The following is an 18,195-nucleotide window of genomic DNA, read 5'->3' as shown; positions in this document are numbered from 1 at the left end:
GCCCGACGCCGGCGGCCGGCCTGCGCGCTATTGAAAGTGGTGCACGTACCGCAACACCATCCGCGTGCCCTGCGGCCGGTTGCGCGCATGGACCTCGAAATACGCGTTGAACATCAGGTGATCCTGCGGCGAGAAGCTGACCATCGCACCCGGCCCGATCGCCAGCACGGCTTCCCGCGTGCCGGAAACGTCCTGGCCGTTCGCCTTCATGTCGGTGGTCTGGCGCAGCCAGTAGCCGTTGAGCCCCAGCCGCAGCCCGGGCCGCACTTCGTACTCCGTCGCGAAGTTCGCATGCACGGCCTGACCGGCCTGCGTCGACGTCACGTCAGGCCCCAGCGCGGTCGCCGGCTCGTGATTGGTCGCATTCCACAAATAGTGCAGCCGCCATGACACGGTCCACTTTGGCGTGACCCAGAACGTCGCGGCCCAGTACGGATCGAACGACCAGAAATGGCTGCCCGGATTGATCGCACGCGCCGGATCGTAGGCACCGGTCGGCGCGATGAACTGGAATTCCACCCGCTGCGCGAAGCGCGGGCCGTGCGCGCCCATCACAGGGTCGAACTGGATGAACGGGCCGACCAGCAGGTCGCCGAACCCGGCACGGGAATTCAGCGCGACGTTGCCGATCCCGTCGTTGGTATGCACGGACGCCACCCACGGCAGGATCACGTCAAGACCCGGATGCATGCCGCCGAACGTCAGCGGCGACTGGTAGACGAGCTGGCTCAACCCCGCGAACAGGTCGATGTCCTGCTTCGGCAGCCCGACCTTGTTGCCGGCATTGTCGTTGATGCGGCCGGCCGTGTAGTACTCGAGATACTGCGTGCCGTACCAGCCGGAGCCGGCCGGCGGCGTCCCGTCGAGGAAGCTGGTCATTCCGAGGTTGACTGCCGGCAGGTCGGTCGCATGGGCCGGCGCGGGTCCGGTCAGGCCGGCGAACACGAGGCCTGCGATCGCAAGCAGGCGAGAGCCGCATTTCATCATCACCATCTCCTGGATATTGATTGGTATCACTAATCAAACGGCGCGAGAAAAATCGGGATGCGCCGAGATCGCGCGATACTGGCCCGCGTGGAACACGAGCGGCGCGTGGCCGTTCGTATCGAATGTCTCGATCTGGCCGATGAACAGCAGGTGGTCGCCGCCTTCGTAATGGCCGACGTTGCGGCACACGAAACGCGCGCTCGTGCCGTCGAGGCAGGGCACGCCGCCCGCATCGGCGTCCACGTGCGGCACGCCGTCGAACTTGTCGGCGCTCGGCGTCGCGAAACGGCGCGACAGCTCGATCTGGTCGTGCGCGAGGATGTTGATGGCGAAGTGCGTGGCCGCGACGAAATCGGGGCGGCTCGGCGCCACCTTGCGCAGGCTCCACAGCACGAGCGGCGGGTCGAGCGACAGCGACGAGAACGAATTCGCGGTGAGGCCGACCTTGCGCCCGTCCGGCGCGCGCGTGGTGATCACGGTGACGCCGGTCGGAAACTGGCCGAAAGCGGCGCGCAGTTGCAGCGGGTCGAGGGCCGGATGGCCGGAAGTGGTGGTGTCCATGTCGCTTACTCCGAACGCTCGGCGTGTTCGCGGATCAGCGCCGCGCAGGCCGACGGCTCGAACCACCACGGCGTGAACTGGCGCGGATCGTCGAAGCCGTTGACGATCGTCGCGGCCAGCGTGGGCAACTGGCCGGCCGCGCCGAGCAGTTCGAGGATGTGCGGCGGCGGCGGGGTGAGCAGCGAGTTGGTCCAGCGCACGACGTGCTGCGCGTACCCCCAGTAGCGCTCGAATGTTTCGTGCATCCAGCTTTCGTCGAACGGCGCGGCTTCGCGCGCGAGGATCGCGTCGCCGTACACCTTCGCGCACTTTGCCGCATTGTTCGAGCCCTGGCCGGTGATCGGATCGTTGACGACCACCGCATCGGCCATGCCGAACACGGTGCGGCCCGACGGCAGGCGGAAGAACGGCTTGCGCACGGTCGGCGTGAAGCGTCCCGACAGCGTGCCGTTCGCGTCGGTGAGTTCGACGTCGCGGCAGCGGTCGAATTCCCACGGCACGTATTGCTGCAGGAACGACAGGCTGCGGTCGAGATGCTGCTCGGGTGTCTTTACGTCGGCCCAGCAGTCGAGCGGGCCGCCGGGGATGCCTTCGAACACCATGATTTCGCACGGGCCCGTCGTGGTCAGCGCCGGAAACACGAAGTATTCGCCGATGCCGGGCAGCAGGTTGAAGCGCACCCGCGAATACGGCTGGCTCGGCGTCATCCCCTTCACGTAGGTGAGGGCCAGCGCGCGTTGCGGGCGCTCGAACGCGCTGCGCGCGTCGTCGCGGCCCAGCAGGTTGACGATTTCGCCCTTGCCGGCCGCGAGCAGCACGAGATCGTGGCTGCGCGCGAGATCCTCGAGTTCCGGCACGCCGACGTCGCAGAGGCGCACGTCGGCGCCGCGGCGCTCGATCGCGTCGAGCCAGTCGGCCATCTTCACACGCTGGTCGACCGATTGCGCGTAGCGGGTCAGCCGCGACGACCAGTCGATCGCCTTGCGGCCGTTGCCTTCCGGATGCGGCACCGCGATGCCGATGCCCTCGACGGACGGGCACGCTTCTTCCCAGCTGTTCAGGCCGAGATCGCGCTCGATCTGCAGCGCGGTATGGAACATGCACTGGCTCGACATGACCTTGCCGGTACGGATCTGTTGCGCGTCGCGGTTGGTCGCGAGCGTGACGTGATAGCCCTGGTCGAGCAGCGTGAAGGCGAGTTGCAGGCCGGCCTGGCCGGCGCCGACGATAGCGATGCGTTTCATGACGAAATCCTTGGTAGAACGAATGACTCGGGTCGGAATAGGGGCGCAAGAAACGGCTTGCGGTTACTCCGCGAGGCGCGGAATCGCCGGCACCGCCTGCTCGGGGCCCATCGCGGAATAGCCGCCGTCCACCGCATAGTCGGCGCCCGTCACGAAGCTCGCGGCGTCGCTGCACAGGAACGTGACGACCTGCGCGACTTCCGACGGATCGCCGACACGACCGAGCAGATGGAACGGCGCGGCCACGCGATCGGTCTTCGCGCGGTCGCCGTGCGTCAGCTCGTCCATCACGCGCGACCACGTCCAGCCAGGCGACACCGAGTTGACGCGTATCCCGTCGGCGGCGAGATCCATCGCCATGCTGCGCGTGAGCTGGCGCATCGCGGCCTTCGAGGTCGGGTAGAGCCAGCGGCCGGTCTGCGCGCATTGCGCGGAGATCGAACTGAAGTTCACGATCGCGCCGCCGCCGCGCCGCGTCAGGTACGGATGAACGGCCTTGACCAGCATCGCGGCCGACACGACGTTGACGTCCATCGCCGCGAGCCAGTCGCGGCGCGACGCCTGGATGCCGTTGTCGACGTAGCTGCACGCGAGGTTGATCAGCAGGTCGATCGCGCCGAAGCGTTCGGCGACGGCCGATACCGCGCGTTCGATCGCGCGATCGTCGGTGATGTCGGTCGCGATGAACATCCCGCGTTCGCCGAGCGTATCGGCCACGCGCGCACCGTTTTCCGCATCGAGATCGAGGATCGCGACGCATGCGCCGGCGCGGCTCAGGTCCTGCGCGACGGCGGCGCCGATCAGCGTGGCGCCGCCGGTGACGAGCGCGACTTTGCCAGCAAGGGCAGTCATGGAGTGTCTCCTGGAATGATTGAATCAAGGCGGCGCGCGTTCGACGCGCCGCCTGCGTATCCTGCCTATCCGCCGGCGCTTACGCGCTGTCGTGCCAGCGCTGCATCAGTCCGTTCGACGGCACGGTTTCGTCGAGCAGCTTGCGCGCCGTTTCGACACCGGCGACGGGCAGCCCGGCCGCGTCGAGCAGGCCGATCTGCACGAGCACGCTCGCCTGGTCCCAATAGATGTGTTCGTGATACAGCTTGTCGCCGCGGAACTTGACGATCGCGACGAGCGGAATCTCGACGCGCTTGCCGGTCGGCGCGACGCCGGGCAGCATCCAGTCGATCTCGGTCGTGTGCGTGAAGCAGAACAGCAGCTCGTCGACGATCTGGCTCGCGCCGATCGTGCGCGAGATCGGCGTGATCGTCGTGTCCGGCGGGTTCGCATGCACGAAGTGATGCGTGTAGAAGCGCTTGAGCTCGTCATGGCCGACGCCGCCCGTCAGCGTCGGGATATGGTTCACGTAGGGTTGCGCGACCATCGTGGCCATCGTCGCGTCGACGTTGCGCGTGTCGAACTCGTGCCGCAGATGTTCTTCCCACAGGGTGGACAGGTCGTAGTGCGGGCCGAGCGCCGCGCGGAACGCGGCGATCGCGCGCTGGTGTGCCATGATCGCGGCCGCCTTGTCGAAATGATCGCCGCCGACGCGCGCGAACGCATGATCGACGCCCGGGTAGACGTATACCTCGACGCCATCGCGCCCCGCCAGCGCGGCGGCGATACGCTGCTGCGCGTCGGGCGGGCAGAAGCGGTCCTGCGCGGGGATCTGTAGCACGAGCCGGCCGCGCAGGTGAGCGGCTTCGTCGAGCGCGTGCTCGATCCCCACGCCGTAATAGCTGACGGCGGCCGCCACGTCCGGCAGCCGGCACGCGGCGAGATACGCGAGCTTGCCGCCGAGGCAGTAACCGAGCACGCCGGCCCGCCCCGTGCATTCCGGCCGTTGCGTCAGCACGGCCAGCGCGGCGGCGACGTCCTCGACGCCCTTGTTTTCGTCGTACTCGCGGTACAGCGCCATCGCGCGCTCGGAGTCGGCCGCGGTGTAACCGAGTTCGATGCCGGGCGCCTGGCGCCAGAACAAGTCGGGCACGAGCACCGTGTAGCCTTCCTCGGCGTAATAATCGGCCACGTCGCGCATCGTCGCGTTCGCGCCGAAGATCTCGTGACACAGCACGATGCCCGGCCCCGTGCCGCCGGCCGGCGTGCTCAGGTACGCGCGAAATGCCCCGCCGTCCGGCGACGGGATCTCGATGTGTCGTCCTTTCATGTGTCCCTCCAATTCGTTCGTGATTTTCATGGGCCCAGTATTGGCGGACGAAACGCGTGCTTCTATCCGCTTTCTTCGGCCGGTATCCACGGATTCCGGAAACCTGTGGATCGGCCCGCCGCGCCGGGCCGGAACGCGGTGCACTGCGGGTATGTGCGGATGCGGAAGTCCCGCACAGTTTTCTACGATGCGCGAACGGCCCGCTTCTTGCGTCATGGGCGCAGCGCTTGCGTAGTGTAACGACGCGGACTGTCCGGATACGCCGACGCTATCCGGCTCGTGCGACGGGATTCCCCGAAATCGGGATTGCGTGCACGGCGCAAGTGCGATCGGGCACGACGGGAGAACTTCGATGGGGCAATTTTCCGGAACAGGCTGGCTGGGCGACGCCGCCTGTTTCAATCACGACACGCTGCTGCTGCAGTCGAACGATCTCGACGAGGTGCGTGCGCGCGTGGCGGACGTGTTCAAGCCGCATCGGCTCACGTTGACGGGCGACTCGCGCGCGCTGCACAGCTGCATGCACCATGCGCGCTGGGGCAACCTGTCGCTGAATCTGCTCGATTACGGTGGCGAGGTGTCGATCGAACCCGGGCCGCTCGAGCACTTCTATCTGTTGCAGATTCCGCTGCGCGGCGACGCCGAGATCGAATGCGGCACGACGCGTTTCGTGTCGTCGCCCGACACCGCGTCGCTGCTGTCGCCGACGCTGCCGCTCAGGATGCGGTGGGGCGAGGCGTGCCCGCAAGTGGTCCTGCGCATCGAGCGCGAGGTGATGGAGCGGCATGCGCAGCGGCATTTCGGCGACGACCGGCGCGTGCCGGTGGAGTTCGAGCCGGAATTCAGGCTGTCGTCGCCGCAGGGCGCGTGCCTCGCGCAGATGCTGCCGATGCTCGCCGATGCGATCGCGACGGACGGGCATCCGCTGCGCCATCCGCTCGCGTTCGAGCAGCTCGAATCGACGCTGCTCAACCTGTTGCTGTACGGCCAGCCGAACAGCGCACGCAATGGCGCGCGCGTCGCGCCGGCGCCGCTCGCGCCGTTCTATGTGAGGCGCGTCGAGGAATACATCCGCACGCATGTCGACGAGCCGCTGACGATCGAACGGCTCGCCGAACTCGCGGGCGTGAGCCCGAGCACGCTGTTCGCGGGATTCCGCAATCGCCACGGCATCACGCCGATGGCGTTCGTGCGCCAGTTGCGGCTGCAACATGTGCGCGACGAACTGCTCGACGATGCGACACCGGGGCTCGCGTCGGTGACGGACATCGCGCTGAAATGGGGCTTCGCGCATCTCGGGCGGTTCGCGATCGACTACAAGCGCGCGTTCGGGGAATCGCCGTCGGCCACGCTCCGGATGCGGCGCGTGCGGTACTGACGGTCGCAACGGCGGGGTGATCATGCGCTCGGCGCTCGGCGCGCATGCGCGGCGGGCCCGTGGGAGTAGGTGTGTGACCGGCTGGCGATCGTTGCCGGTCTGACAGAGGAGGGTGCGGAGAATGCGTCGCGCCGGCAAGCATCGCGGCTTGCCGGCGGCATCGCGCGAGGAGACCGGTTGCTGCGGCCGGTTTCCTCGCGCGTGGTTCAGAAATGCACGACGGTCCGGATGGACTTGCCTTCGTGCATCAGGTCGAACGCTTCGTTGATGCCGGTGAGCGGCTTCGTGTGCGTGACGAACGGTGCGAGCTGGATCGTGCCGGCCATCGCTTCCTCGACCATGCCCGGCAGTTCGGAGCGGCCCTTCACGCCGCCGAATGCCGTGCCCAGCCAGCGGCGACCGGTGACGAGCTGGAACGGGCGCGTCGAGATTTCCTGGCCGGCGCCCGCGACGCCGATGACGACCGACTGGCCCCAGCCGCGGTGCGCGCATTCGAGCGCGGCGCGCATCACGTTGACGTTGCCGATGCACTCGAAGCTGTGGTCGACGCCCCAGCCGGTCATCCCGACGATCACCTGCTGGATCGGCTCCTGGTAGTCCTTCGGGTTCACGCAATCGGTGGCGCCGAACACGCGGGCGAGGTCGAACTTGCCCGGGTTGGTGTCGATCGCGATGATGCGGCCGGCCTTCGCGAGCTTGGCCCCCTGGATCACCGCGAGACCGATGCCGCCGAGGCCGAACACGGCCACCGTATCGCCCGGCTGCACCTTCGCGGTGTTCTTCACCGCGCCGAGGCCGGTCGTGACGCCGCAGCCCAGCAGGCAGACCTGCTCGGGGTTCGCCTGCGGGTTGATCTTCGCGAGCGAGACTTCGGCGACGACGGTGTATTCGCTGAACGTCGAGCAGCCCATGTAGTGATAGATCGGCTGGCCGTTGTAGCTGAAACGCGTGGTGCCGTCGGGCATCACGCCCTTGCCCTGCGTGGCGCGCACCGACACGCACAGATTGGTCTTGCCGCTCTTGCAGAACAGGCACTCGCCGCATTCGGCGGTGTACAGCGGAATCACATGGTCGCCGGGCTTGACGCTCGTCACGCCTTCACCGACTTCCACCACGATGCCGGCGCCTTCATGGCCCAGCACGGCGGGAAAGAGGCCTTCCGGATCGTCGCCCGACAGCGTGAAGGCGTCGGTGTGACAGACGCCCGTGTGGGTGATCTTGACGAGCACTTCGCCCTTGCGGGGCGGCTCGACGTCGATTTCGACGATCTGCAGCGGCTTACCCGCCTCAAACGCAACAGCGGCACGTGATTTCATGGCAATCCTGTTAAAAAAATCATCGAATGGCTCGGACGTCGACGATCCCCAGTCGGTCAGCGCAGGTAGGACCGAACGAGGGTCACGATATCGTCGATCGATCCGGACGAGGGCCGCGGGGCGTCCGCGAGCTGGGTGAATTCCTCGCGCAAATGGCTTTCGAGCACGCCGGCCATCACGCCGTTGATCGCGCCGCGGATGGCAGCCAGTTGCTGGAGTATCGGACCACATTCCGCTCCCTCCTCGAGCGCCTGCTCGAGCGCGTTCAATTGCCCGCGCACACGGCGCACGCGGGTCAGGACGCGTTTCTTTTCTTCGGGGGAATGCGGCATGGGATCGTGGTTTCCGGATACTGGGGGGCAGTATAGAGCATTGCCGCGCGCAGAGGAATACGGAATCGCTCGATGTTGGTGGCCGCAGCCCCACACCGTCAGATCAACAGCGTCAGCGTGCGGAACAGCGCGAGATCCTCCTTCCGCGCCGACCGCGCATGCCGCCGGATCGTCTGCAGCAGGCAGTCGATGAAGCAGCGCGCGGCGTCGCTCAGCGTGCTGCTGCGACGCGTGACGATGCCGAGTTCGCTCGGCTCGAAGGTTTCCTTCAGCGACAGCACGCGCATCCGCTCGCCGAACGGCGGCACCGCCGCGAGGATGGTCGGGCACCACGTGCACATGCCGGCCTGTTCGAGCATGGTCTGCAGCATCGCAACCGACTGCGCGCGCACGATGCGACGTTCGTCAATCTGCGCACCGTGCCGCGTGAACAGATAGTCGACGAGCGAGGCCTGCCCGTCGGCCGACGAATTCAGCACCCAGTCGCAATCGAGCAGGTCGTGCACCGACTTCGCGCGTTCGCGCGGATGGCCGGCGCGCACCATCACCGACGTGTCGTAGCGCAGCAGCGGCTCGAATGCGAATTCCTGCGCGCCGCTGCCGGGCTGCACGTGGCCGAGCGCGAAATCCATGCTGCCGTCGCGCAGCAGCGGTTGCGCGACGGCCATCAGCGCTTCGTACAGCTCGAGGCGCACGTCGGGCATCCGTTCGCGAAACCGCAGCACGGTTTCCGCGAGGAACGTCATCGTCAGCCACGGCGTGATGCCGACGCTCAGCCGCCCCTCGACGCGCCCGCGCATCCGCTCGAGATCGCTCTGCGCGTGCTCCAGTTGCTTGAGCACGAGCTTCGCGTGCGTGAGCAGGGTCTTCCCGTACTCGGTGAAGCCGATGCCTTCCGGCGCGCGCACCAGCAACGGCAGGCGCTCGCTGGCCTCCAGTTCGCGCAGCGCGCGCGTGACGGCCGCCTGCGACAGCCCGAGCGTGCGCGCCGCGCCGCGGATGCTGCCGGCCTCCGCGCTCGCGACGAGCGCCTGCAACTGATGCAGCTTGATCGTGCTCATGGTGGTGAGGGGGTGCGATACCCGACAACGAAAGGTTGTCATCATAACGAAACTGCGGCTGTTCGCCGGTTTTTTCGCTGCCTACGATTTCGCCACGATCTGCCATTCCGGCGATCGGCAACCGGCACGCATCGAGGAGTATCAGGGTTGAATCGAGCACGCATTCCGCCTGAAATGGCGGCCATCGAGACCGAGATGATCGCGCTGCGCCACCGGCTGCACGCGGATCCGGAACTCGGTTTCGAAGAAGAGGCGACGAGCGCGCTCGTCGCCGACTGCCTGACAACATGGGGTTATCGGGTCACGCGTGGCCTGGGCGGCACCGGCGTGGTCGGCACGCTCACGCGCGGCGCCGGGAAGCGGCTCGGGCTGCGCGCGGACATGGACGCGCTGCCGATCCGCGAGACGACCGGGCTCCCGCATGCGAGCCGCCGCGACGGCGTGATGCACGCGTGCGGCCACGACGGCCATACGGCGATGCTGCTCGCGGCAGCCCGGTGTCTGGCCGAGCGCGGGCGCTTCAGCGGCACGCTGAACCTGATTTTCCAGCCGGCGGAGGAAGGGCTCGGCGGCGCGAAGCGGATGCTCGACGACGGGCTGTTCACGCAGTTCCCGTGCGATGCCGTATTCGCGATGCATAACGTGCCGGGGCTGCCGGCCGGCGTGTTCGGCTTCTGCGACGGCCCGGCGATGGCGTCGGCCGACGAGGTGCGCGTGCGGGTGATCGGGCGCGGCGGCCATGGCGCGGCGCCGCACACGACGATCGATCCGGTGGTCGTCTGCGCGTCGATCGTGATGGCGCTGCAGACGGTCGTGTCGCGCAACGTGAATCCGCAGGAACTGGCGATCGTCACGACCGGCTCGATCCACGCGGGCACCGCATCGAACGTGATTCCGCCGCATGCGGATCTCGAACTGAGCGTGCGTGCGCTGTCACCGGACGTGCGCGCGCTGCTGGAGCGGCGCATTCGCGCGATCGTGCACGGTCAGGCCGACAGCTACGGCGCGACGGCCGAGATTGACTATCGCTACGGCTACCCGGTGCTCGTCAATCACGCGGCGGAAACGGCGTTCGCCCGTGACGTGGCGCGCGAATGGGGTGGCGACGACGCGCTGATTCCGCATCTGCGGCCGATCGCGGCGAGCGAGGATTTCGCGTTCATGCTCGACGCGTGCCCGGGCAGCTACCTGTCGATCGGCAACGGCGACGGCGCGGCCGGCTGCGGGCTGCACAATCCGGGCTACGACTTCAACGACGCGTGCCTCGCGACCGGCGCGAGCTACTGGATCGCGCTCGCCGAGCGCTACCTCGCGTGACGCGCGCACACGGATTCGATTCACTTTCAACAACGCAAGCAAGGAGACGGGCAATGAAACAGTGGATGGCGGCGCTCGCGGTGGCGCTGACGGCGACGACGATGGCAGGGGCCGCGCAGGCGGGCGACTGGACGGGCAAGGAGATCCGCCTCGCGGTCGATCCGACCTACCCGCCGCTCGAATACAAGCGGCCCGACGGCACGCTGACCGGTTTCGGGATCGACATCACGAACGCGTTGTGCGCGGAGCTGCATGCGCGCTGCGTGTGGGTCGAGTCGAGTTTCGACGGGATGATTCCGGGGCTGCTCGCGCGCAAGTTCGACGTGATCGCCTCGTCGATGACGATCACGCCGAAACGGATGCAGCAGATCGCGTTCACGAACCGGATCTCGAACGCGCCGGCGCGGCTGATCGCGCGCAAGGGTTCGCCGCTGCTGCCGACGGCCGCCTCGCTGAAGGGCAAGCGGGTTGGCGTCGAGCAGGGCTCCGCGCAGGCCGACTATGCGATCGCGAACTGGCAGCCGGCCGGCGTGCAGATCGAGTCGTACCAGAACCAGGATCAGGTGTACGCCGATCTCGTGACGGGGCGGCTCGACGCGGCGTTCCAGGCATCGATCGCGGCCAGCGACGGCTTCCTGAAGAAGCCGCAGGGCAAGGACTTCATGTTCGTCGGCGCGGCGATCGACGACGCGAAGTACTTCGGGCAGGGCGACGGCCTCGGGCTGCGCAAGCAGGACACCGACCTGCGCGAGGCGTTCAACCGCGCGCTCGCGACGATCCTCGCGAACGGCACGTATCAGAAAATCAACCAGAAGTACTTCGACTTCGACATCTACGGCACGAAGTAAGCCTGGCCGCACCTCGACGTGCGGCCTTGAATCAACATATCAATAAGGAAAACGAATGAACTGGAGATTGTTTTTCGTCGCGATGCCGGCGCTCTGTGCGGCGCCGGCCTTTGCCCAAAGCAGCGTCACGCTGTACGGGCTGATCGATGCCGGCATCGACTATACGAACAACGTCGGCGGCCACAGTGCGTGGCAGATGGCGAGCGGTTTCGCGCAGGGCAGCCGCTGGGGGCTGAAGGGCACCGAAGATCTCGGCGGCGGCTACAGCGCGCTGTTCCAGATCGAGAGCGGCTTCAACGTGAACAGCGGCACGCTCGCACAGGGCGGCCGCATGTTCGGGCGGCAGGCTTACGTCGGGCTCGGCAACACGCGCTTCGGCACGCTGACGCTCGGGCGGCAATATGACTCGGTCGTCGACTATCTCGCGCCGACGACCGCGAACGGCAGCTGGGGCGTCTATCCGTTCTCGCATCCGCTCGACAACGACAACACCGGCAACACGTTCCGTGTGAACAACACGGTCAAGTACGCGAGCCCGGATTTTGCCGGCTTCTCGTTCGGCGGCACGTACAGCTTCAGCAACGACACCGGCTTCGCGAACAACCGGCAGTGGAGCGTCGGTGCGCAATACGAGCAGGGCGGCCTGCTGGTCGGCGCGGCATTCCTGAATGCGGACAACCCCGGCGCGACGGCAGGCGGCGCGATCGCGGGTTCGGGCTCGGTGGGTGCGGATGCGAACTTCGCGTCCGCGCGGCTGCGGATCTTCGGGGCCGGCATCAACTACACGGCAGGGCCCGCGACGCTCGGGTTCGCGTACACGAACAGCAACGTCACGCGGCCGACTGCGAACGTCGGCTACCTGTTCGGCGACGAGACGATCGAACCCGTCGCGGGGCCGCTCGCGGGCGGCACGGTCACGGCGATCAAGTACCAGAACTTCGAAGTGAACGGCAAGTATCAGTTCACGCCGGCGTTCTTCGTGGGCGCGCAGTATGTGTATACGACCGTGCGCTACGACGCGACCACGGGCAGCGCGAAACCGAAGATCCATTCGATCGGGCTGATGGCCGACTACAACCTGTCGAAGCGCACCGACGTCTACCTGATGGGTGCGTACCAGCGGGTTGCCGGCGACGCGACCGGTTCGTCGCTCGATCAGGCGGTTATCCCGGGGGCGGCCGATCTGTCGTCGACGTCCAAGCAACTGATGGTGCATGCGGGGATCCGTCACAAGTTCTGACCGGATCGGGCGGGAAGCGGGGCGGCGGCGCGTTGCCGCCGCCCCGTGTTCATGCCGGCTGGACTGCATCGCCCGACGCCGAATTCCGGATGGCAATACGCAATGGCACGTCCCGCCGGGCGGCTGCATCACCCCGGCGCCACCCCCGTCGATTCCCGCACCACGAGTTCCGGCGCACCGATCGTATGCACGGCCGCGGCCGGTTCGATCCCGTCGATCATGTCGAGCGTCAGCGCGATCGCTCGCGCGGCGATCTGCGACGTCGGGAACCGCACCGTCGTCAACGCAGGGCGGAACTGATGGGCGAGCTGGATATCGGTCATGCCGACCACCGACAGATCGGCCGGCACGCGCAGCCCGAGATCGGCGGCCGCCTGCATCGCGCCGATCGCCATCAGGTCGTTGGTCGCGAACAGCGCGGTGAGGCCGGGCTTCGCGCGCAGCAGCGCGGCGGCCGCTTCGTAGCCGCCTTCGATCGAATCGTGCGCCGACACGGTCGTCAGCGCATCCGCCGGATGGCCGCGTGCCGTGAGTTCGTCGGCGAAACCGCGCAGCCGCACCGACTGCGGCCCGCCCGAGCCCTTGCCGACGAGCGCGCCGAACGCGCGATGCCGCAACCCGGAAAGATGCGCGGCCGCCAGCGCGCCCGCCGCCGCGAAATCGACGGTCACGCACGGCAGCGTGCGCGATGCATGCACGTGCTCCCACATGCACAGCACGATCGATGCGCCGTGACGCGCGATGTCGGCGAGCTCGGCTTCAGCGAGATCGGTGTTCATCACGATCGCGCCGGCCGCGAGCGTCCCCGCGATCCGCTCGAGGTAGTTGCGCGTGATCGCCGGATCGTCGTCGGTATTGGACACGAGCAGGTAATGGCCGCGCTTGCGCGCCTCGCGCTCGGCAGCCAGCACGAACTCCGGATAGAACGGGTTCGTGATGTTCGACAGCATCAGCGCGAGCGTCGACGTGCGGCCTTCGGCGAGCGCCCGCGCGGTGAGATTCGGCCGATAGCCGAGTTCGCGGATCGCCGCCATCACGCGTTCGACGGTCGCCGGCTTCACCTTCTGCGGATTGCGCAACACGTTGGAAACGGTCGCCGCGGTGACGTTCGCGCGCCGCGCGACTTGCGCGAGCGTCACCATGCGCGACCTGCGGCCGGTCTGGCAACGCTACGCAACGGAAGTGAAGCGGAGGAGTGTCTGCTCATATTCTGGGAGTGCGTCCCACAAGTTGCACAGGGACAGGCGATACGCTAATTTCTCGACACATCAGAGGAAGGAGACGACATGGTACGGCGAACCGGGCGAACTGCGCCACCGAAATTTAAGCGGTTAAATTTTTCGATCCGAAGCGCCTGACCCAGGAGAGGAGAGCGGGATGACCGCCATTTCATTGAAAGATGTCTCGAAGCGCTACGGCGACCATGCGCCGGTGCTGCGCGACGTCAACCTCGAGATCGCATCGCACGAGTTCTGCGTGTTTCTCGGTCCGTCGGGCTGCGGCAAATCCACGTTGTTGCGGATGATCGCCGGGCTCGAGGACGTGACCGAAGGCGAGCTGCGGATCGGCGGTGCGCGCATGAACGACACGCCGCCAGCCGAGCGCGGCGTCGCGATGGTGTTCCAGAGCTATGCGCTGTTTCCGCACATGACGGTGTTCGAGAACATCGGTTTCGGGCTGCGCATCGCCGGCACGCCGAAGGACGAGATCCGCCGACGCGTGACCGAGGCCGCGCGCGTGCTGCAGCTCGACGCACTGCTCGATCGCAAGCCGAAGGCGCTGTCGGGCGGGCAGCGGCAGCGCGTCGCGATCGGCCGCGCGATCGTGCGCGAGCCGCGCGTGTTCCTGTTCGACGAGCCGCTGTCGAATCTCGACGCGACGCTGCGCGGCCAGACACGCGTCGAGATCGCCCGCCTGCACGCGCGCTTCACGCAATCGAGCTCCGTCTACGTGACGCACGATCAGATCGAGGCGATGACGCTGGCCGACCGGATCGTGCTGCTGCACGCGGGCGACGACGTCGCGCGCTTCGGCAGCATCGCGCAGGCCGGCGCGCCGCTCGAGCTGTATCACCGACCGGCCAACCGCTTCGTCGCGGGCTTCATCGGCTCGCCGCGGATGAACTTCCTGCCGGCGGTCGTCGAGGCGGGCGATGCGCACGGCTGCCGGCTGCGCCTGGACGGCACCGGCGAAACGCTGACGCTGCGCGATCGCCCGTTGCCGCGCCATGTCGGCGGCGGCGCGCGCGTGACGCTCGGGATTCGTCCCGAGCATCTGACGGTCGCGGGGTCCGGCGAGGCCGACCTGCCGGCGATCGTGCGCGACGTCGCGCTGGTCGAGCAACTGGGCGAAGCCGCGTACGTGCATCTCGATCAGCCCGGCGGCGTGCCGCTGCTCGCGAAACTGCCGGGCCAGGCTGCGCTGCGGTGCGGCGAGCGTCATGCGTTCCGCGTGCCGCCGTCGTGCTGCCACCTGTTCGACGAAGCCGGCATCGCATTGCCGGCCATCCACGCCGAATCGGCGTTCGCCTAGCGGCGCGGCGCCGATCCGCCGCGCGCGGCGCGGCACCCATCACATCACACCAATACCAGGAGACAACGATGAGACTTCGTGCGAGCCGACTGCTGCTTGCCCTGACGACTGCCGCGGCGTTCGCCGCGGGGACGGCCGACGCGGGCACGCTCAAGGTGAACGTCGCCGCGCGCGGCAACCAGCGCGCGACGTGGCAAGCGGTGTTCGACCAGTTCCACAAGGCGAATCCGGACATCGACCTGAAGGTCAGCTACGTCGGCGAGGAGGCATACAAGGTGCAGATGTCCGGCTGGCTCGCGACCGATCCGCCCGACGTGCTGAGCTGGAACAACGGCGAGCGGCTCGCGTATTTCGCGAAGCGCGGGCTGATCGAGGACCTGAGCGCGGACTGGCAGAAGAACGGCTGGAACGACACGTATGCGGCCGTGAAGCAGTCGTCGACCTACGGCGGCAAGCTCTACAGTTTGCCGCTCGGCTATGACGCGTATGGCCTCTTCTACCGCAAGGACCTGTTCGAGAAGGCGGGCATTCACGGCGAGCCGGCGGACTGGACGCAGTTTCTCGATGCGTGTCGCAAGCTGAAGGCGGCCGGCATCGCGCCGATCGCAGTGGCCGCGCGCGACGCGTGGACGCTCGCCGCGTGGTTCGACTACCTCGACCTTCGGATCAACGGCTATGCATTCCACCAGAAGCTGATGGCCGGCGACGTCGCCTATACCGACCCGCGGGTGCGTGCCGTGTACGCGGCGTGGAAGAAGCTGATCGACGACAAGTGTTTCATCGACAACGCGCTGTCCTACGACGTCGATTCGCTGAGCCCGCTGATCGTCAACGGCCAGGCTGCGATGACGCTGATGGGCACCTGGTATTCGGCGGGCTTGCTGAGCGCGACGCGCAACCCGATCAGCTTCTTCCGCTTCCCGGTGATCGATGCGTCGGTGCCGCTTGCGGAGGACGGTCCGGTCAACGTGCTGATCGTGCCGGCGAAGGCGCACAACAAGACGGATGCGCGTCGCCTGCTCGCGTTCATGGGGCAACCGGCGATCAGCGGCGAGTTCGCGAAGGGGATGGGTCAGCTGCCGTCGAACAACAAGGCGCCCGAGCCGCAGGACCCGATCTCGAAGATCGGCTTCCGCACGCTCGCGACGACGCCCGGCGGCATCGCGCAGTTCTACGACCGCGACATGACGAAGGAGATGGCGGACGAGGGGATGAAGGCGATGCAGCAGTTCCTGTCCGATCCGACGCAGCTCGATGCGATCCTGCAGCGCCTCGAGCAGACCCGCAAGCGCATCTACCGGAAGTAACGAGGCACGCGGCCGGGCCGGCCACGCCGGTCCGGCGCCGCGTCGTCACCGCCACGCCCGGTTCGTCCGTTTCGTCTCGTTTCGTCGAAGGTCATCTCAATGTCAACCAGCTTGTCCGAAAGCGCCGCGCGCCGCGAAGCCGGCCACGAGCGGCACGCGCGCGCGTCGCTCGCGCGCCGGCGCAACCGCGCGGCGCTGCTGTTCGTGCTGCCGGGATTCGCGCTGTTCACCGTGTTCGTCTTGTATCCGATCGTCAGCAGCATCTGGCTGAGCTTCCATCACTGGGACGGGATGACGCCGATGACGTACGCGGGGCTCGACAACTATCGCGAGCTGCTGCAGTCCGATACGTTCTACGTCGCGCTGAAGAACAACGTGCTGTGGCTCGCACTGTTCCTCGCCGCGCCGCCGCTCGGCCTCGCGCTCGCGCTGTACCTGAACCAGAACGTCTACGGGATCCGGCTCGTGAAGTCGCTGTTCTTCGCGCCGTTCGTGTTGCCGGGCGTCGTCGTCGGCCTGGTGTTCTCGTGGTTCTACGACCCGACGTTCGGGCTGCTGAAGCTGATCGTCGGGCACGGGATCCCGGTGCTCGGCGATCCGCGCTATGCGACCTACGGCGTGATCGTCGCCGCGCTGTGGCCGCAGATTCCGTTCTGCATGATCCTGTACCTGACCGGGCTCACCGGCATCAACGGCGAAATCGTGGAGGCGGCCCGGATGGAAGGCGCGCGCGGCTTCACGCTGCTGTGGCACGTGATCCTGCCGCAGCTGCGGCCCGCGACCTTCATGGCGGTGGTGCTGACCGTGATCGGCGCGCTGCGCAGCTTCGACCTGATCTCCGTGATGACGGGCGGAGGCCCGTTCGACAGCTCGACCGTGCTCGCGTACTTCATGGTCGACCAGGCGATCAAGTATTACCGCGAAGGCTATTCGGCCGCGATCGCGGTCGTGCTGTTCGCGATCATGCTCGTCTATATCGTGTGGCAGCTGCGCAAGCTGGTGCGCGTCGAATCATAAGGATAACCAACATGTATCCGATGCCCATGTCCCGCTGGGGACGTCCCGCCCGCTTGCTGTACCGGCTGTCGCTGCCGTGCGCGCTCGCGCTGTGGCTCGTGCCGCTGCTCGCGGTGCTCGTCACGTCGATCCGCTCGACCGACGAGATCATGGCCGGTCATTACTGGGACTGGCCGAAGCAGTTCGCGCTGGTCGAGAATTACGGCACCGCGCTCACGCAGACGCCGATGCTGCATTACTTCGCGAACAGCATCCTGATCACGGTGCCGTCGGTCGCCGCGTCGATCCTGCTCGCGTCGCTCGCCGGGCACGCGCTCGCGAACTACCGGTTCCGCGGCAATCTCGTGCTGCTCGGGCTGTTCGTCGCGGGCAACTTCGTGCCGATTCAGATCCTGATGATCCCGGTGCGGCAGATCATGCTCGGCGTCGGCCTGTACAACACCGTATGGGCGCTGGTGCTGTTCCATACCGCGTTCCAGACCGGCTTCTGCACGCTGTTCCTGCGTAACTTCATCCGCGAGCTGCCGTTCGAGCTGATCGAGGCCGCGCGCGTCGAAGGCGCGTCGGAGTGGGCGATCTACTGGCGCGTCGTGCTGCCGCTCGTGCGGCCGGCGCTCGCGGCGCTCGCGATCCTCGTGTTCACGTTCGTGTGGAACGACTACTTCTGGGCGCTGTGCCTCACGCAAGGCGACGACGCGGCGCCGCTCACCGTCGGCGTCGCCGCGCTCAAGGGGCAGTGGACGACCGCCTGGAACATCGTGTCGGCCGGCTCGGTGCTCGCCGCGCTGCCGTCGGTGCTGATGTTCTTCGCGATGCAGAAACACTTCGTCGCGGGGCTCACGTTCGGCGCGACGAAAGGCTGATGGCCTCCCTCCTTCCACTCTCCAGCAAGGA

The 18,195-nt window shown here is 67.2% G+C and carries 17 protein-coding genes; 8 read left to right on the top strand and 9 right to left on the bottom strand.

The features are described from left to right. Window positions 1-27: 27 nt before the first annotated feature. The 5 genes from LMA02_RS33555 to LMA02_RS33535 all read right to left on the bottom strand — a co-directional run bounded on the left by LMA02_RS33555 (window position 28) and on the right by LMA02_RS33535 (window position 4,953). Window positions 28-987: a SphA family protein gene (locus LMA02_RS33555; RefSeq protein WP_228910189.1), complete on the bottom strand. Its 960-nt coding sequence runs from the start codon at window positions 985-987 to the stop codon at window positions 28-30. 33 nt (window positions 988-1,020) lie between these two features. After that, the gene (locus LMA02_RS33550) at window positions 1,021-1,548 is read right to left on the bottom strand and encodes a flavin reductase family protein (protein WP_228910188.1); all 528 of its coding nucleotides are present in this window, start codon (window positions 1,546-1,548) and stop codon (window positions 1,021-1,023) included. Window positions 1,549-1,553: 5 nt separating this feature from the next. Continuing rightward, a complete protein-coding gene (locus LMA02_RS33545; RefSeq protein ID WP_228910187.1) occupies window positions 1,554-2,792 on the bottom strand; it encodes a styrene monooxygenase/indole monooxygenase family protein in 1,239 nt (412 codons plus the stop codon). Window positions 2,793-2,855: 63 nt separating this feature from the next. Continuing rightward, entirely contained in the window at window positions 2,856-3,644 is a 789-nt protein-coding gene (locus LMA02_RS33540) for an SDR family oxidoreductase (RefSeq protein ID WP_228910186.1), read from the bottom strand. A 79-nt stretch (window positions 3,645-3,723) separates the two neighbouring features. Next, the gene (locus LMA02_RS33535; protein WP_228910185.1) at window positions 3,724-4,953 is read right to left on the bottom strand and encodes a dienelactone hydrolase family protein; all 1,230 of its coding nucleotides are present in this window, start codon (window positions 4,951-4,953) and stop codon (window positions 3,724-3,726) included. A gap of 352 nt (window positions 4,954-5,305) precedes the next feature. Here LMA02_RS33535 and LMA02_RS33530 point away from each other — a divergent pair, with 352 nt between their 5' ends. After that, the gene (locus LMA02_RS33530) at window positions 5,306-6,331 is read left to right on the top strand and encodes an AraC family transcriptional regulator (RefSeq protein ID WP_228910184.1); all 1,026 of its coding nucleotides are present in this window, start codon (window positions 5,306-5,308) and stop codon (window positions 6,329-6,331) included. Between the two features lie 206 nt (window positions 6,332-6,537). Here LMA02_RS33530 and LMA02_RS33525 read toward each other — a convergent pair whose 3' ends face one another. From LMA02_RS33525 to LMA02_RS33515, 3 genes are all read right to left on the bottom strand, one after another. Beyond that, complete coding sequence (locus tag LMA02_RS33525; protein WP_006753041.1) at window positions 6,538-7,647, bottom strand: S-(hydroxymethyl)glutathione dehydrogenase/class III alcohol dehydrogenase; 1,110 nt, start codon at window positions 7,645-7,647, stop codon at window positions 6,538-6,540. 56 nt (window positions 7,648-7,703) lie between these two features. Continuing rightward, window positions 7,704-7,979, bottom strand: a complete 276-nt coding sequence (gene frmR, locus LMA02_RS33520) for a formaldehyde-responsive transcriptional repressor FrmR (RefSeq protein ID WP_228910183.1) — start codon at window positions 7,977-7,979, stop codon at window positions 7,704-7,706. A 98-nt stretch (window positions 7,980-8,077) separates the two neighbouring features. Beyond that, window positions 8,078-9,040: a LysR substrate-binding domain-containing protein gene (locus LMA02_RS33515; RefSeq protein WP_228910182.1), complete on the bottom strand. Its 963-nt coding sequence runs from the start codon at window positions 9,038-9,040 to the stop codon at window positions 8,078-8,080. 147 nt (window positions 9,041-9,187) lie between these two features. Between LMA02_RS33515 and LMA02_RS33510 the strand changes: the two genes are divergently transcribed. From LMA02_RS33510 to LMA02_RS33500, 3 genes are read left to right on the top strand one after another with little or no spacing between them, the layout of a single operon-like run. Continuing rightward, a complete protein-coding gene (locus tag LMA02_RS33510; protein WP_228910181.1) occupies window positions 9,188-10,357 on the top strand; it encodes a M20 aminoacylase family protein in 1,170 nt (389 codons plus the stop codon). Between the two features lie 53 nt (window positions 10,358-10,410). Further along, window positions 10,411-11,205 carry an ABC transporter substrate-binding protein gene (locus LMA02_RS33505; RefSeq protein WP_166723769.1) on the top strand — a complete coding sequence of 265 codons (795 nt, stop codon included), beginning with the start codon at window positions 10,411-10,413 and terminating at the stop codon, window positions 11,203-11,205. 55 nt (window positions 11,206-11,260) lie between these two features. Continuing rightward, the gene (locus LMA02_RS33500) at window positions 11,261-12,445 is read left to right on the top strand and encodes a porin (RefSeq protein ID WP_228910180.1); all 1,185 of its coding nucleotides are present in this window, start codon (window positions 11,261-11,263) and stop codon (window positions 12,443-12,445) included. A gap of 128 nt (window positions 12,446-12,573) precedes the next feature. On the opposite strand, the gene LMA02_RS33495 is transcribed toward LMA02_RS33500, so the two are convergent. Beyond that, the gene (locus tag LMA02_RS33495) at window positions 12,574-13,587 is read right to left on the bottom strand and encodes a LacI family DNA-binding transcriptional regulator (RefSeq protein WP_228910179.1); all 1,014 of its coding nucleotides are present in this window, start codon (window positions 13,585-13,587) and stop codon (window positions 12,574-12,576) included. A 235-nt stretch (window positions 13,588-13,822) separates the two neighbouring features. Here LMA02_RS33495 and LMA02_RS33490 point away from each other — a divergent pair, with 235 nt between their 5' ends. From LMA02_RS33490 to LMA02_RS33475, 4 genes are all read left to right on the top strand, one after another. Then, a complete protein-coding gene (locus LMA02_RS33490; protein ID WP_228910178.1) occupies window positions 13,823-14,977 on the top strand; it encodes an ABC transporter ATP-binding protein in 1,155 nt (384 codons plus the stop codon). A 68-nt stretch (window positions 14,978-15,045) separates the two neighbouring features. Continuing rightward, window positions 15,046-16,284 carry an ABC transporter substrate-binding protein gene (locus LMA02_RS33485; protein WP_228910177.1) on the top strand — a complete coding sequence of 413 codons (1,239 nt, stop codon included), beginning with the start codon at window positions 15,046-15,048 and terminating at the stop codon, window positions 16,282-16,284. A gap of 99 nt (window positions 16,285-16,383) precedes the next feature. Next, window positions 16,384-17,301: a carbohydrate ABC transporter permease gene (locus tag LMA02_RS33480; RefSeq protein ID WP_105832123.1), complete on the top strand. Its 918-nt coding sequence runs from the start codon at window positions 16,384-16,386 to the stop codon at window positions 17,299-17,301. An 11-nt stretch (window positions 17,302-17,312) separates the two neighbouring features. After that, complete coding sequence (locus tag LMA02_RS33475) at window positions 17,313-18,164, top strand: carbohydrate ABC transporter permease (RefSeq protein ID WP_228910176.1); 852 nt, start codon at window positions 17,313-17,315, stop codon at window positions 18,162-18,164. Window positions 18,165-18,195 lie beyond the last annotated feature (31 nt).

This window comes from Burkholderia sp. B21-005 (assembly GCF_020843965.1).
Lineage (GTDB): Bacteria > Pseudomonadota > Gammaproteobacteria > Burkholderiales > Burkholderiaceae > Burkholderia > Burkholderia ambifaria.
This window is presented reverse-complemented; position numbering and strand designations above follow the sequence as displayed.